The sequence below is a fragment of the Rhodoferax sp. genome, from assembly GCF_023700745.1.
Lineage (GTDB): Bacteria > Pseudomonadota > Gammaproteobacteria > Burkholderiales > Burkholderiaceae_C > Rhodoferax.
In genome coordinates this window covers 19411-33812 of the sequence record NZ_JAMPYG010000013.1, presented here as the reverse complement: position 1 = coordinate 33812, position 14402 = coordinate 19411, and the positions used below count along the sequence as shown (strand labels likewise).

13 protein-coding genes are annotated in these 14402 nt (G+C 62.0%); 8 read left to right on the top strand and 5 right to left on the bottom strand.

Annotation, left to right across the window (positions count from 1 at the left end):
* Nucleotides 1–11: 11 nt before the first annotated feature.
* Nucleotides 12–740 (top strand): Crp/Fnr family transcriptional regulator, encoded by a 729-nt coding sequence (locus tag NDJ10_RS11010; RefSeq protein ID WP_296162132.1) that lies wholly within the window; start codon nucleotides 12–14, stop codon nucleotides 738–740.
* 53 nt (nucleotides 741–793) lie between these two features.
* Here the strand turns inward: NDJ10_RS11010 and NDJ10_RS11005 are convergent, their stop codons facing one another.
* Nucleotides 794–1270 (bottom strand): glycine zipper 2TM domain-containing protein, encoded by a 477-nt coding sequence (locus NDJ10_RS11005; RefSeq protein ID WP_296162130.1) that lies wholly within the window; start codon nucleotides 1268–1270, stop codon nucleotides 794–796.
* Nucleotides 1271–1510: 240 nt separating this feature from the next.
* Entirely contained in the window at nucleotides 1511–3445 is a 1935-nt protein-coding gene (locus NDJ10_RS11000) for an AsmA family protein (RefSeq protein ID WP_296162128.1), read from the bottom strand.
* 160 nt (nucleotides 3446–3605) lie between these two features.
* Between NDJ10_RS11000 and NDJ10_RS10995 the strand changes: the two genes are divergently transcribed.
* Entirely contained in the window at nucleotides 3606–3992 is a 387-nt protein-coding gene (locus NDJ10_RS10995) for a YXWGXW repeat-containing protein (protein ID WP_296162126.1), read from the top strand.
* Between the two features lie 159 nt (nucleotides 3993–4151).
* Here the strand turns inward: NDJ10_RS10995 and NDJ10_RS10990 are convergent, their stop codons facing one another.
* Nucleotides 4152–4466 (bottom strand): BON domain-containing protein, encoded by a 315-nt coding sequence (locus tag NDJ10_RS10990; protein WP_296162124.1) that lies wholly within the window; start codon nucleotides 4464–4466, stop codon nucleotides 4152–4154.
* A 271-nt stretch (nucleotides 4467–4737) separates the two neighbouring features.
* On the opposite strand from NDJ10_RS10990, the gene NDJ10_RS10985 reads away from it, so the two are divergent.
* The 5 genes from NDJ10_RS10985 to NDJ10_RS10965 all read left to right on the top strand — a co-directional run bounded on the left by NDJ10_RS10985 (nucleotide 4738) and on the right by NDJ10_RS10965 (nucleotide 10734).
* Nucleotides 4738–4995, top strand: a complete 258-nt coding sequence (locus NDJ10_RS10985) for a DUF4242 domain-containing protein (protein WP_296162122.1) — start codon at nucleotides 4738–4740, stop codon at nucleotides 4993–4995.
* Between the two features lie 28 nt (nucleotides 4996–5023).
* The gene (locus NDJ10_RS10980; RefSeq protein WP_296162121.1) at nucleotides 5024–7972 is read left to right on the top strand and encodes a helix-turn-helix transcriptional regulator; all 2949 of its coding nucleotides are present in this window, start codon (nucleotides 5024–5026) and stop codon (nucleotides 7970–7972) included.
* 74 nt (nucleotides 7973–8046) lie between these two features.
* Nucleotides 8047–9468, top strand: a complete 1422-nt coding sequence (locus NDJ10_RS10975) for an FAD-binding oxidoreductase (protein ID WP_296162117.1) — start codon at nucleotides 8047–8049, stop codon at nucleotides 9466–9468.
* 121 nt (nucleotides 9469–9589) lie between these two features.
* The gene (locus NDJ10_RS10970) at nucleotides 9590–9952 is read left to right on the top strand and encodes a group 1 truncated hemoglobin (protein WP_296162116.1); all 363 of its coding nucleotides are present in this window, start codon (nucleotides 9590–9592) and stop codon (nucleotides 9950–9952) included.
* Between the two features lie 116 nt (nucleotides 9953–10068).
* A complete protein-coding gene (locus NDJ10_RS10965) occupies nucleotides 10069–10734 on the top strand; it encodes an alpha/beta hydrolase (RefSeq protein ID WP_296162115.1) in 666 nt (221 codons plus the stop codon).
* Here the strand turns inward: NDJ10_RS10965 and NDJ10_RS10960 are convergent.
* Nucleotides 10731–11885, bottom strand: coding sequence for an outer membrane beta-barrel protein (locus NDJ10_RS10960; protein ID WP_296162114.1), 1155 nt, complete (start codon nucleotides 11883–11885; stop codon nucleotides 10731–10733). The two genes, NDJ10_RS10965 and NDJ10_RS10960, sit on opposite strands and share 4 nt — an antisense overlap.
* A 13-nt stretch (nucleotides 11886–11898) precedes the next feature.
* Nucleotides 11899–13470 carry an ice-binding family protein gene (locus tag NDJ10_RS10955; protein ID WP_296162111.1) on the bottom strand — a complete coding sequence of 524 codons (1572 nt, stop codon included), beginning with the start codon at nucleotides 13468–13470 and terminating at the stop codon, nucleotides 11899–11901.
* Between the two features lie 277 nt (nucleotides 13471–13747).
* Between NDJ10_RS10955 and NDJ10_RS10950 the strand changes: the two genes are divergently transcribed.
* On the top strand, nucleotides 13748–14401 hold the full coding sequence (locus NDJ10_RS10950) for a BON domain-containing protein (protein WP_296162109.1): 654 nt from the start codon (nucleotides 13748–13750) through the stop codon (nucleotides 14399–14401).
* Nucleotide 14402: the final 1 nt, after the last annotated feature.

The window sequence follows — 14402 nt, the reverse complement described above, 5'->3', positions numbered from 1 at the left end:
CAGGGCCACCCATGACATTCCTACACAATCCCAATCAGAACCATCTGCTGGCGGCCTTGCCAACCCGGGACTTTGACGCCCTGGCCGCCGACCTGGAACTGGTGCCGCTGGCACTGGGCCAGATGCTCTACGACCCCGGCACGCAAATGCGCCATGCCTACTTTCCCACCACGGCCATCGTGTCGCTGCACTATGTGACCGAATCGGGCGCGTCAGCAGAAACCGCCGGTGTGGGCAACGAAGGGGTGGTGGGTGTCTCCCTGTTCATGGGGGGTGACACCACTTCCAGCTCGGCGGTGGTGCAAACCGCCGGTCACGCCTACCGGCTGGACCGTCATCTTTTGAAGCAGGCGTTTGATGTGGCCGGACCCTTGCAGCACCTGCTGCTGCGCTACACCCAGGCCCTGATGACGCAAATGGCCCAGACCGCCGCCTGCAACCGCCACCATTCGGTGGAGCAGCAACTGTGCCGCTGGCTACTGCTGACGCTGGACCGATTGCCCGAGCGTGAGCTGGTGATGACACAGGAGCTGGTGGCCAGCATGTTGGGCGTGCGCCGCGAAAGCGTGACTGACGCCGCCGGCCACTTGCAAAGCCTGGGTTACATCCGCTACCGCCGCGGCCACATTGGTGTGCTGGACCGGGCCGGCCTTGAATCACGCACCTGCGAATGCTACGGCGTGGTCAAAAAGGAGATCAACCGCCTGCTCAGTGACGTGCGTTTACGGCAGGAGAGTTGAAATTAGTTGGGGTCAGAGCACGTCGCTTTGCGAGTGGTCTGACCCGCAAGGTCTCAGTAACGCTGCGCCACGCCGTTGTCGATGCGCACTCTGTCACCCACCCGGATGTCGTTGCTGGTGGACTGCGTCAGGGTCTGGAGGCTGCCATTGTTCAGGCGAACCGTCAGCTGGTACACATTGCTTTGCTGGGCCTGGTTGCGTTTTTCCAGCTCATGGCCGGCGTACGCACCGCCCGCTGCCCCCAGCACGGTGGCGGCTGTTTTACCCGAGCCGCCGCCCACCTGGTTGCCAAGAATGCCACCCACCACCGCACCCGCGATGGCGCCTGCACCGATGCTGGTGCCGGTATTGTTCTGGGGCACCAGGGCGATCGACTGCACCACGCCATATTGCGTGTAGCTGCTGGTGTTCTGTTGCGGGTAGGTCGTGCCCACGTTGGTGTTGTTGAGTGGGGTCGTGCTGGCGCAGCCACCGAGAATCAGGGTGCTTGTCACAGCGGCAAGCGCTGTCAATTTGTTCAAGGTTTTCATTGTCATACTCCAGTTGATAAATCTTTGAAAGTCATGACACTGTCGCTGTATCGTAAGATTTTTTCTGTGCGATAGCGAACGCAGGTGGAAAAAAGCCTTAGCGTCCTGACTTCCGATGTGCTTGAAGTGTCCAGCATATCCAGTTTGCCCGACTTGCGTTGCAGACCGGCCAGGATGGCGCAACCGACTGCGCGAAACCCGCCAGCAGCACCCGCAACAATGGAGTGATCATTTTCAGCATCATTTTTTCCGCTGCAGCCATTGCGCACAATCGCTGTCCTGGCCCGGCCCGGCATCCACCAGCGGGATCAGCGCCAGCAGCGGGTTGATGACACCCAGCGTCAGCGCGCCCAGTGCGCGTGCCGCCACGCGGGTTTGGTCCACCCGGATGATGGGCTGGGCGAAATTGCCACTGATGTGGATCGGGCTGCGCAGTGCCAAAGGGCTGGTGTTCTTGGTTTTCTGGTTCAGGGTCAGGTCCAGCTTTTCCTGCGCCAGGTCGATGTGGCCGGTGCCCAGCAGTGTGGTCACTTCGGTGTCGAGCAGCAAGGTGTTGGTCTGCATGTCACCTGCCTTGACATCGAAGTTGGCCACCGCGCAGCGCAGTTTGATTTGTTTGTCGCCGGTGAGCGTCAGCTGGAAGATTTCCCATAGGTGCAAGCCGGCCTTTTCCATCGCCATCTGGCTGATCTGGCCGCCCGACACCAGCAGTGCAACCGAGCCATCGGCATGGGCCAGCATGCTGCCCACCGAATTGCCGCTGCCGGCCAGCTTGATCTGGCCACCGATCTGGCTGGTGCTGGCTATGCCTTTTTGATCGGCTGGCAGCAATTTGGCCAGCGCCAGCCGCTTCAGTTGCACCTGGGCTTCGGCCTGGATCGGGTTGTGACGACCATCCAGCCTGACCACGGCATTGATCTGACCACTTGCCACGCCAAACTGGAGCGGATTCAGTGTCAGCACCGAATCTTTCAGGCTCAACTGCGTGCTGAGCGCCTCCAGTGGCATGTAACTGGCTTGGCGCATGGATTGGGCGCTGAACTTGACCTCGGCATCGACGGAATCCCAATTCGCAAATTTAAAGGGCAAATCCGGCATGACCCGCTTGGAGGCTGGCGTCACGGCGCCGGCCGCCCCGCTTGTTTCAACGGCTTTGATCGCAGCTTGCAGTTTTCCCGTGCGTGCGCCAATGACCGGGCCCAGGTCTTCCAGGGTGAGTTGGTTCGAGACCAGATCAGCGCTGAGCAAAGGACGTTTACCGCCTGTTTTGACTTGCCACCAGCCGACCAGGTCGCTGCTGCCTACCCGCCCCGAGAAGGCGTCGTAGCGCAGCGTGTTGCCCTGGCGAACCAAGTGCCCTTGTGCAACATAGTCGCGCGTGGCGGGCAGGGCGATGCCGGTCAGGACAACCAGCTGGTTCAGGTTGTCGCCGCTGAGTGCCAACTGCATGTCCACCGAACTGAACTTCATCAGGCTGGTGACGTGACCCGCAGCCTGAATGCGGGTTTGACCGATGGTGGCGTCAAGGGTCAGGCCATAGGGTGTGCTCTCGTCCAGTAAGGCCAGCACCGAATCTCCCGAGCCCTTGGCAGCCAGCGGCAGGCCTTTGAATTTTCCCTTGGCGACAAAGTTCGCCCCGGAGCCGCCTGGGCCGCCTGCGGGCACCGGGACGGTTGAGAGTTCGGCGCGAAGGCTGGTTTTGGTTGCTGTGTCCTCATAGCCAATGACCCCCTGGTCGAGCGTGAGACGGTCGATGTCGATGCGGGCGTTGTCGTTTTGCTGGTTGAGGTCCAGCAGCCAGGTTTTGCGGCCATCGGCGTGGCGCTGCAGAAAAACAAGGGGCTTGACCAGGTGCAGGTCGGACAGCTTCAAACGCTGAACCAGCAATTGCGGCAAGTGGATGGAAAACGCCACTTCATCAGCCGTCAGCAGGTGGGCCTGTGCCGCCCAGACCGGATTGGCAAAAGAAACCTGCCGGGCAGACACACGCGGCCAGGGCCAGCCCAACTTCACATCAAGGTCGCCCTGTATCAGCAGCACCCGGCCGGTTTGGGCCAGCACCTGCCGCTCCAGCGGCGCCCGCAGCCAATTCCAGCCAAACAGGGCGATGAATAAAGCGGCCACGATGACGACGGCCAGCACCGAACTGGCCAGCCATTTGAGCGTACGGAGCATGATGATCGAAAGGGTTTGCAAAAGGAATGCCGCAAGGTTTGATGGATTGTCAAGGAATTTCCAGCCTACTGCCTGTCACCAGTGAAGTCAGTGTGCTGACGCACCGACCTGGCCAGTCCAAAGCACGAAGATGTCACTTTTAACCCCTGGAGAATTTGCAATGAAACACACAAACCTGCTTCGAACTTTGGTGCTGTCGCTGGCGCTGGCGGCGGGCACAAGCGCCTTTGCCCAGATCAACTTCAACATTGTGGTGGCACCACCCGAGCCGCTGCAAGAAGTTGCACCCATGCTGCAGCCTGGCCAGGTTTGGGCGCCGGGCTACTGGGCCTGGAACAACGACCGCCATGTCTGGGTGCGCGGCCGCACGATGGTGCAGCGCGACGGTTACCGCTGGACGCCCGATCGCTGGGTGCAGCAGGGCGCCGTCTATGTCCGCCAGCCGGGTCGCTGGGAGCGCAGCCTGGAGGCGAAACCCGTCAAGATGAAAAAACTCAAACATGACAACGGCCGCCGCAACCACGGCAAGAACGGCCACGGGAACTAAAAAGAAAGACGCCCCGTGATCCGATAGGCGGATCACGGGGCGACAAGCTTTTTGGTCCAGCTCAGGCGCAAGTAAATTTCACCACTAGGTCGTGCGGAACCACGTTGGCGTGGCCTTTGCGTCGTTGTAGATGTGATCTTGGTTCATGATGCGTTCTGATCAGGGGCGGACGACAATTTCGTTTCGGACAGATTTCACGTTGTTGACACCGCGGGCAATGTTTTCAGCAGCGGTCTTTTCTGTGAGGCTTTTGGCAAAACCCGACAGCATCACGGTGCCGTTCAGGGTTTCAACACTGATGGACGTGGCGCTGACCAGCTTGCTTTCCGCCATGCGGGCTTTGATCAGGGTGGTGATGCCGGTGTCGTCCACATAAGCGCCAACAGTTTCCTGGCCACGGCTGACGGCACAACCGGCGGTGGTGAGCAGGGCGACAGCCATCATGGCGGCTGCGAGAGTGGTTCGAATTTGCATATAAAACTCCATGGGTTATTGATGGTGTTAGCCCCACCACCTATGGGCGAAACGCCGGGTTGATCCCGGTCGGTGGTCTGACTTTATAACGCGGCCGCGCTGGCGTCGGTGCGCTGGCGCACCCAAGGTATTCAAAAATTCTTGCACGCAGCCCCGCGGCTCATGGGCTGTAGCGGACGGGCTGAGCAGAGCGCGCCCAAATGGTGTAACGTGAAAGGCCACATTGACGTGGTGGAACTTTGGCTCATTGCAAAACGTTGAGGAGGTAGACATGGCCTTGTTTGTGATTGAACGCAATTTCGCCGAGCAGTTGGCGCTCACCAAGGAAGACGCGCGACTGGTGCAGGAAATCAACGACGACGCCGGCGTGCACTGGCTGTTCTCTTTCTTGTCGGCCGACAAGAAAAAGACCTATTGCCTGTACGAGGCGTCCAATGCCGAGGCCATCCGTGAAGCCGCGCATCGTGCCGGATTGCCGGCCGACGTGATCGTCGAGGTCAGTGAAATACGTCCGGAAGCGTTCAACTGATCCCCTCAGCGGACGGGCTTGCGGGGACATGGAACACGTTCGCAGCTTCATTGGCAGGCAGCGCGAGCTTGACGCCTTGCAGGCGGCACTGGCGCGTGCCGTCGCCGGGCAACCCGGTGTCGTGCTGCTCACCGGGGAGCCCGGTATTGGCAAGACCCGTACCGCACAAGAGATGGTCGCCCATGCCGCTCGCCTGAATGTGCTGGCACTTTGGGGACGCTGCCCGGAAGAGCCGGGTGCGCCCCCCTATTGGCCATGGCTACAGATGATTCGACGCTACGTCTCGCTGCAGGACGAGGACGTGCTGGGGGCGATGCTTGGTTCCGCTGCCGCGTATGTGGCTGCGTTGGACCCTGAGCAGCTGGGCCGGCTTGGCCTTGACCAGCCCGTGCTGCCCGAGCTCGACGCGGCCAAAGCGCGTTTTCGGTTCTTCGATTCAATCGCGGGTTTTTGGCGGCGCGCCGCCGCACGCCAGCCGATCTTGCTGGTGATTGACGATTTGCATCGGGCTGACGTGCCGTCATTGCGTCTCCTCGAATTCATCATGGCTGAGGCTGAGACCAGTCGCCTGATGTTGCTGGGCACCTACCGCGACGCCGAAGTGACACGGCAGCACCCGCTGTCGGACACCTTGGCGGAGTTGCACCGGCATACCTCGGTCCAGCGTTTTCTGCTGGGCGGCTTCAGCCCGGCCGAGACCGCCCTGTTTGTTGCCACGGCCAACGCTGCAGCCTCGCCAGAGTTGGCCACGGCACTGCACGAGCAGACCGAAGGCCACCCCTTGTTCCTGACGGAACTGGTGCTTGACCGCAACCAGGTCAGCGCACCAGGTGTGTCAACGGTCCAAACTGGCATTTGGGCCGTTCCCAAAGGTGTACGCGAAGCGATTGGCGTGCGCCTGAACCGCCTGAGTCCCTCTTGTCTGGGCGTGCTCCAGCATGCCGCGGTGTTCGGCCGCGAGTTCCGGCTGGCGTTGTTGCAGCGGGTGCGGGCGGACCTTACCGAAGAGGACTGTCTGGCGGCCCTGACCGAGGCCCGGGCCGCCAGCCTGATCGAGGCGTTGGCCGAACCTGGTGGCTACCAGTTTGCCCATGCCCTGGTCCGGGACACCCTGTATGACGAGCTGCCTGCGGCACAACGGGCGCGCTGGCACCAGCGTATCGGGCAGGTGTTGGAGATGCAGTACCAGGACGACCTCACGCCCTGCCTTTCCGCGCTGGCTCACCACTACCACGCCGCCGGCACGGCCGGTGATGTCACCAGAGCCATCGAATACGCCACCCGGGCCGCCGAGCGTGCGGCGGCCATGCAGGCGCACGAGGAAGCATCGCGCCATTACCAGCGGGCCTGCGATTTGTTGCCGCTGAGCCCCGTTGCCGATGCCCAGCGCGGTCGCCTGCTGCTCGGTCTGGGCAACGCCCAGAACAGTGCCGGCGCCAGTGAATTGGCGCTCGCCACCTTTACGGCTGCGGCCGGTTGCGCGCGCCGCCTGGGTGATGCCTTGCTGCTGGCACGTGCGGCCATCGGCTTCGGCGATGCGCAGTGGCGTCTGGGCAGCGAGGGCTCGAAAGCGGTCGTGTTGATCCGCGAGGCACTGGTGCAGGTCGCGCCAGCCGATGTGCGCACACGCACGGGGCTATTGACCGCTTTGTGCCAGGCCTTGCTGTTTTCGAATCAAGCCGACGCGGCCGAGACGGTGTTTCGCGAGGCGGTTGCCCTCGGGCGCGAACTGGACGACCCGTGGATGCTGTTCCGGGCGCTGTGCGCCATCCTGCCCGGGCGCTGGTTCCCTGACCGCCTGGCGCTGCGCATCGAAGCCGCCCGCGAGGCGACTGAACTGGTACACCGCGCCGGTCACCCGGAATGGTTGACGCCCTACCTCTCGGGTTGGCACACCGGCGACCTGATGGAGTCGGGCGACACGGTGGCCGCAACGGCCACGGCCCGCTTTCATCTCGTCAGCGGCGAGACCATGCGTGAGCCCTTCAATCAGGCCGTGGCCCTGGCTGCGCTGGCGATGATCGCCACGCACGAAGGGCGCTTTGCCGACGCCGAAACGCTGGCCGTCCAGGCGCTGCGTTGCGGTCAACGCTTCGATCGTGCCAACGCAGCCGGTATTTTTGGTGTCCAGATGTTCACGCTGCGCCGCCATCAGGGCCGCCTGGGCGAGCTGGCACCTGTTCTCAGGCAGTTTCAGGGCAAGGCAGCGCCGGGTCTGACCTGGCAGCCGGGCCTGGCCGTTCTGCACTGTGAGCTCGGTGCCCGCGACGAAGCCCGCGCCGTCTTTGACAAGCTCGCTGCCAGTGGCTTTGCCGCCATGCCACATGACGCCATCCGGGTCGCCAGCCTGGCGTATCTGGCCGAAGTGTGCGTCTGGCTTGGCGACACGGTGCGCGCGGCCACGCTGTACGAGCTGTTGCTGCCCTATGCCGGGCGCAACCTCGTTTTTGGCGCCCACACCGCGTCGTTTGGCGCCGCTGCGCGCTTGCTCGGCATGCTGGCCACGACGCAGCAGCGCTGGGATGTGGCACAGCAGCAGTTTGAGGATGCCATTGAATTTGACCAGGGCAGTGGCGGTCGGCCGTGGCTGGCCCATTCGCGCCACGCGTATGCGGTGATGCTGTTGCGCAGAGGGGGCGGTGCTGACCGCCAGCAGGCCTTGCCATTGCTGGAGGCTGCGCTGGCTGAGGCTCGGCAACTGGGTATGGCGCGGCTGGAGCAGGCCGTGCTCAGTTTGCAGGCGGATATCGCCGGTGCCGCGCCCTTGCCGTCGGTGGCCGGCTTGTCACCCCGCGAGGTGCAAGTGCTGCGCTTGGTGGCTGCCGGCAAGACCAACCAGGAAATCGCGACGGTCCTGTTTCGCAGCCAGAACACGGTCGCCAACCATGTGCGCAACATCCTCGGCAAGACGCAGGCCGCCAACCGAACCGAAGCCTCCGCATTTGCCGTTCGTCATCGATTGCTGCCGCCGGAATAGTCATTTTTGACCATTGCACAAGAAGGCCCGACGTCGAACAATGACCGCATCACAACCCTGAAGGAGTCGCTGCCATGACGATCGAATTGAAGGCCGCCGACGGCGGCGTGGTGCAGGTTTCACCTGAAATCCTGCAGGCATTCAAGGCCGGCTTTGCCGGTGCCGTTTTGGCGCCGGACGATGTGGCCTTTGATGAAACCCGCAAGATATGGAACGCCATGATCGACCGCCGCCCTGGCCTCATCGTGCGTTGCAGCGGCACTGCGGACATTGTCCAGGCGGTGCGCTTTGCGCGTCAGCATCAGTTTCTGATTTCGGTGCGCGGCGGTGGCCACAACATCGCTGGATTGGCGGTTTGCGACGGCGGCCTGATGATCGACCTGTCGCTGATGAAGGGGGTATGGGTCGATCCGGTGGCGCGTACGGCACGGGCCCAGGCAGGCTGCACGCTTGGCAATCTGGATCGCGAAACCCAGCTGCATGGCCTGGCGGCGGTGCTCGGGTTCGTCTCGGCCACCGGCATCGCCGGTCTCACCGTGGGCGGCGGCTTCGGCTATTTGACGCGCCAGTACGGCTGGACCTGCGACAACCTGGTCTCGATGGAGGTTGTCACTGCCGATGGTGCGCTGGTGCGGACGGCGGCCGACGAGAACGCCGATCTGTTCTGGGCGCTACGCGGTGGTAGTGGCAATTTCGGCATCGTCACCTCGTTCGAGTACCGCCTGTTCCCGGTGGGCCCCGAGATTCTTGGCGGGGCGATTGCCTGGCGCGCCGAGGACGCCAAGGACGTGCTTGATTTCTATCGCCAGTTCACTGCCACGGCGCCACGCGAAACCACCTGCGTTGCTGTGCTGCGCATCGCACCGCCCGCGCCCTGGCTGCCCAAGGATATCCATGGCAAGCCGATCATCGCCATCTTTGTTTGCCACAGCGGCAGCATCGAAGCGGGCGAGGCCGTCATTGCGCCGCTGCGCAAATTGGGGCAGCCGGTGGCTGACATCATCACGCGCCGGCCCTACACCCAGATGCAGAGCCTGCTCGACGCCACCCAGCCCAAGGGGCGACGCTACTACTGGAAGTCGCACTACCTGGCGCGCATCGAAGCCCAGGCCGTTGACGTGCTGATCGCGCATGCGAAGCAATTGTGTTCCCCGTTTTCGGCGATCGTCCTGTTTCACCTGCAGGGGGCGCTGGGCGAGCTTCCCGCAGAACACTCGCCCGCTGGCAACCGCGATGCGGCCTATGTCCTCAACATCACCAGCGCGTGGGAGAGTGCCGCCGCCGACGCGGCCAACCTGCAGTGGGCCCGTGACTGCTTTGAGGCCACGCAAGGCTTTTCGACCGGTGGCACCTACATCAACTTCCTCACCGAGGAGGAGGGCTGCCAACGCATCGAGGCTGCTTACGGCAAACCGATTCTGGCCCGCCTCGCGGCGCTGAAGAAAAAGTACGACCCGGACAATCTGTTCCGGCACACCAAGAACATCACGGCTTGAGCGTCGGTGGTGGAAGAATGGTCAATTCTGGTCATGCGCATCGTTGCGCGCCGCGTTATGGTTGACCCCGAGGCTGGTGCAATCCGGCGCCGCCGACTACTGAAACTGAAGGAGTAACGCCATGTCTTCCACCCTTTATGAACGCTTGGGCGGTGTTGAACGCATCAGCAAACTCGCCTTGGACGTGGTTGCCTTGCACTACAGCAACCCGCTGTTCAAAACCCGTTTTGAACAGGTCAAGGACCGCGGGAAATTGGAAAAAAACCTGATCGACTTCATCTGTGCCGGCACGGGCGGACCGCAAACCTATACCGGCAAAGACGTGCTATCGGCCCACAAGCACATGAATATCGACGAACAGGAGCTGGTGTCGGCCATCGACGACGTGATGGCGGCGATGACCAAGAACGGTTATGAACAGGCCGAAAAGAACGACATTCTGGCCATCCTGTATTCCCTCAAGGGCGACGTGGTTCGCGTCTGATGAACGCCGGGTGTGCCGTCCGCTCGTGAGCTCTTGGAGATGACGGCAGACTTGATAACTCACAAGCCAGGCGGAGCAGGAACGGATTAAGCTGTGATGCCACTGGAGGTGCATCAATGCAGTCAAGCCACCCAACCGGGCTGTCACAACTGGTACGCATGCCGGTCGATCATGTGTTGATCGAAGGCATGCTGGAACTCCCCGCCAAACCCTCGGGGCTGGTTCTGTTTGCCCACGGCAGTGGCAGCAGTCGGCACAGCCCGCGCAACAATTTTGTCGCCAAGGTATTGCGTGAAACCGGCCTGGGGACGCTGTTGATGGACTTGCTGACTCCGGTGGAAGACATGGACTACCAGGTTCGTTTTGACATCGGGCTATTGACCAGACGCCTGCTGCTGGCCACCCAATGGGTACAGCAGAATCCTGAAACGGTCAGGCTTCCGATCGGCTACTTTGGTGCCAGCACCGGTGCGGCAGCGGCCTTGCGGGCTGCCGCCGCCCTGGGTGACAGGGTCCAGGCCGTGGTGTCGCGCGGTGGTCGCCCTGACTTGGCGGGACAGCAAGAGCTGGTGAAAGTCCGTGCCCCCACCCTGCTGCTGGTGGGTGGACTGGATGCCGATGTGCTTGAGCTCAACCAGGCTGCCTATGTCCTGTTGTCCTGCACCAAGAAGCTCAGCATCGTGCCCGGCGCCACCCATTTGTTCGAGGAGTCCGGCACGCTGGCGCAGGTGGCCAGCCAGGCCGCAGCCTGGTTTGGCCACCATCTGGCGGCTAAAACTTAACGTTGGCCGGTCACTTCAATGTCCACCCGGCGGTCGGGTTGCAAACAGGAAATCAGGGCAGGGGTGACTTTGGTACCCACGCAATCACCCGGCTTGGTCACCGGATCGGAGCCATTGACGCCCCTGGCATTGATCTTGTTGGCCGGAATGCCTGCCGAGGTCACGAGGTAGGTGCTGACCGCTTCGGCGCGCTGGGTTGACAACTTCTGGTTATAGGCTTGCCGGCCAATGCGGTCGGTGTGGCCGGTGACGTTGATCACGTCAAAGTCAACACCGCGCAGGTCAGCAGCCAATTTATCAAGCTCGGCGCGGCCCGTGGGTTTGACGGCGGCGCTGTCAAAGTCGAACAGTGAATCCGCTGAAAAGCTCACCTTTTGCGGCATGGGAGCAGGAGGAGGTGGTGGTGGTGGCGCCACGTACACGGGTGCCGGCGCCTGAGCGACGACCAAAGGTGCAGGCACGTAGGTCTGAGCCACCGACGTCGGTGTTTTGCCACCAAAACGGTACACCAGACCGATGGAGGCCATGTCGACATCGCCCTTGTTGCCCACGGCATCGTTGATGCGGTAGCGTTCGATCTCGGCGCGCAGGCTCAGGGCGTTGGTGAAGGCGTATTGCACACCCAGGCCGACCTTGAGGTTGGCGTCGCGCTCGCTCGGGTTGGGGTTGAGCACGTTGACAGCGCCGGTGCCGGCAAAGCTGCCCTTGGTGCGCGCATAAGTGACGCCGAGGCGGCCAAAGGCAGAAAACTTCTCGGTGATCGGCAGGATGCCGACCGCGTCGAGGTTGAGCCCCCTGACCTTGATGTCGCCGTTCAAGGTACCGGTGGGGGTGGTGTTGGCCACAAAACCAAACTGGCCCAGGTCGAAATAACCGGCTTCCACGGCGAAGTTCTTGTTGTACTGGTAGCCGCCAAACAACTTGTAACCGCGATCACGGTCATTGTCTTCAATCGAGGTGGTGCTGAGTCCACTGCCGAGCAAGCCACTGGTGATGCGGGCATCGTCAATGCTGGCTTGAGTGCGACCGATGTTGGCGCCGCCATACCAGCCGGTGTCTTGCGCTATGGCAAACGGGGCGGCCATGAGGACCATGGTCAGCAGGCTGAGTTTGCCTGCAGTGCTGATGGATTTGCGTGAGGTGTGGGTCATGTTGTTCTCCTGATTATTGGGCTGGCACGTTGATCACCGTGTTGACCATGGTGACCGAGGCGCCCAGGGACAAGGCCCGGCCGTTCAGTGTCATGATGGTCATGTTGTCGGCGGTCGAAATGTTGACTCCGGCTTGCGCAATGATGGTGCCGACCATGGTGCCGCCACCGGCTGCGTTGATGGTGGCCGTGGAGCCGACTTGCCAGAACACGTTTTTGGCCAGGGCGCCACCGGCGAGGATGATGCTTTGCGGAGCCGCTGCGCCCGGTCCGCCGACGGTGAGCGTGGTGGCCATCTGGAACACCCAGGTGGCGTTGGCATCACCCTGGGCATCGAGCGTCAGGTTGCCCCCTTCGATCAGGAACGAGCCACCGGGTGCCTTGTAGACACCTGGCTGCAAGGTGATACCGGCCAGATTGGCGCCAGGTGCCGGGCTTGCGCCACCGACGGGCTTGGCCACCAGGGCCAGGTAGGCCGTTTCGGCATCAAGCCGAGCCTGGGTCGCCAGGGCGCACTCGGGTGCACTTGGGCCGGCAGAATTAGCGCCTGTTGTCGAGTTGGTGCAGGTGTAGATCATGCCGTTGACTGCACCGCTGTTCAGCGTCGTTTCGGTGTAAATGTCATCACCGAAAGCCAGGGATTCATGGAAACCGGTGACCATGGAGGTGCCCGTGGCAATCGTGCCAATGTCACCATTGACGACGGTCAGCGTCCCCATGTTGGTCATGCCGGCGCTACCGCCAAAGGTGCCAAAGGGCTCTGCCAGGTTCAGGGCGATCAAGGGCTGCGTGGTTGCTGTGGCTGCTGTGGTAAAGGTCCATACCTTGTCGATAGCAAGCGGATTGGCGGCCTGATCAGTGACGCCCGTGGTGACTCTGGCCGTGTAAGTCGTGCTTGTTGCCAGATTGGCATTGGGTGTAAAAGTGGCTGCGTCGTTCAGAGGATTGATGCTGACCGTGCCTGCAACCGGTCCACCGACGCTGGTGAGCGTGAAGTTGGCGGTTTTGAGGGTGAGCGGGTCCATGGCTTCACTGAAGGTGGCTTTGACCGCCGTGTTGGTGGCAACACCCGTAGCTGCATCGATGGGGGCGACCAATGTCACGGTGGGAGCCGTCGTGTCGGTCGTTGCGCTGGTGGTGAATTGCCAAGTGTAGTTGCTGGCCAGGCTCACGCCGGTGCTGTCTTTGGCCGCAGTGGTCACGGTGGCGGTACAGACGGTGGCGCTGGGCAGGTCCGTGGACAGGGTGAGCGTGGCGATCTTGCTGTCAGCCAGGTAGCTGACCGTGCCGCCGGTGATGGCTGTTGCAGCCGGGCAAGCCAGGGTAAAGCTGGCACCCGTGAGCGTGGCGGGATCCATCGCCTTGCTGAAGGCTGCGGTGATGGTTTTGGTATTGGGCGCCACGTTGAGGGCGCCGGCGAACGGCGTCACGACCGTGACTGCAGGCGGTACCACGACCACCGGAGCGATGGCACCGGCACCCAGAATGGTGTCTTGTCCGCCACCGCCGCAAGCGGCCAGAACGACGCTCAGCGCTGTTGCCATAAGCCATGGCGTCAGCCTGAAATTAGCCTCGATGTTTTTCATTTGCCTACCTCTTGAGTTGATGCGAATACTTGTGATGGCCAAATCAACGCAGGGTTGACATTGGCACGCTTGCTTTGCATCACCGCGTGGGTTAGCTGCAATGCAGGTCTCAGTATCGGCAACTGGTTGTGGTGTGTCTGTGTGCCACACCACATAAGGACGTACCGGGCCTGGCATTGGTTCCGCCTGTCAGGTGGATTGATTATTCGCAATGCCATGGCACTGCGCATGGCTATTCTGGCAACCGATATTTGTTTATTTCTTGCCAGGAGCTGCCATGAAGACCGATTCCGAAATCAAGAAGGACGTCTTGTCCGAGTTGTTATGGGACCCACTGGTTGCCGAGACCAAAGTGGGTGTCACCGTGAATGAAGGGGTGGTGACCCTCACCGGTCACCTTGACACTTACGCCGAGAAAGTGGCGGCCAAGCGGGCTGCCGAGCGCGTTAGCGGAGTCAAGGCGATTGCCGTTGAGATTGACGTGATTCCGGTGGGCAGCCACCAGCGCAGCGATACCGAAATTGCGCTGGCGGTGGAACACGCGCTGAGCTGGAATACCTCGGTGCCGCAGGATCGGGTCAAGCTGACCGTGGAGAAGGGTTGGGTGACCCTGACGGGCGATCTCGACTGGAACTTCCAGCGCCGGGCGGTTGAGCGCATGGTGCGTCCGCTCAAGGGCGTGGTGGGCATCACGGACAACATCCAGCTCAAGACGCTGCCGATCCCGCTCAAACTCCAGGAGCGGATCCAGGAGGCGCTGACGCGTCAGGCCATGCGCGAAGCCCGCCGCATTGAGGTGTCCGTTGAGGGCAGCGAGGTGACCTTGCGCGGCCAGGTGCATTCCTGGGCCGAAAGAAATGCCGCCGAGGGTGCAACCTGGTCCGCCCCCGGCGTGGTCCGCGTCAACAACCAGTTGACGGTTGAGGCTTGAA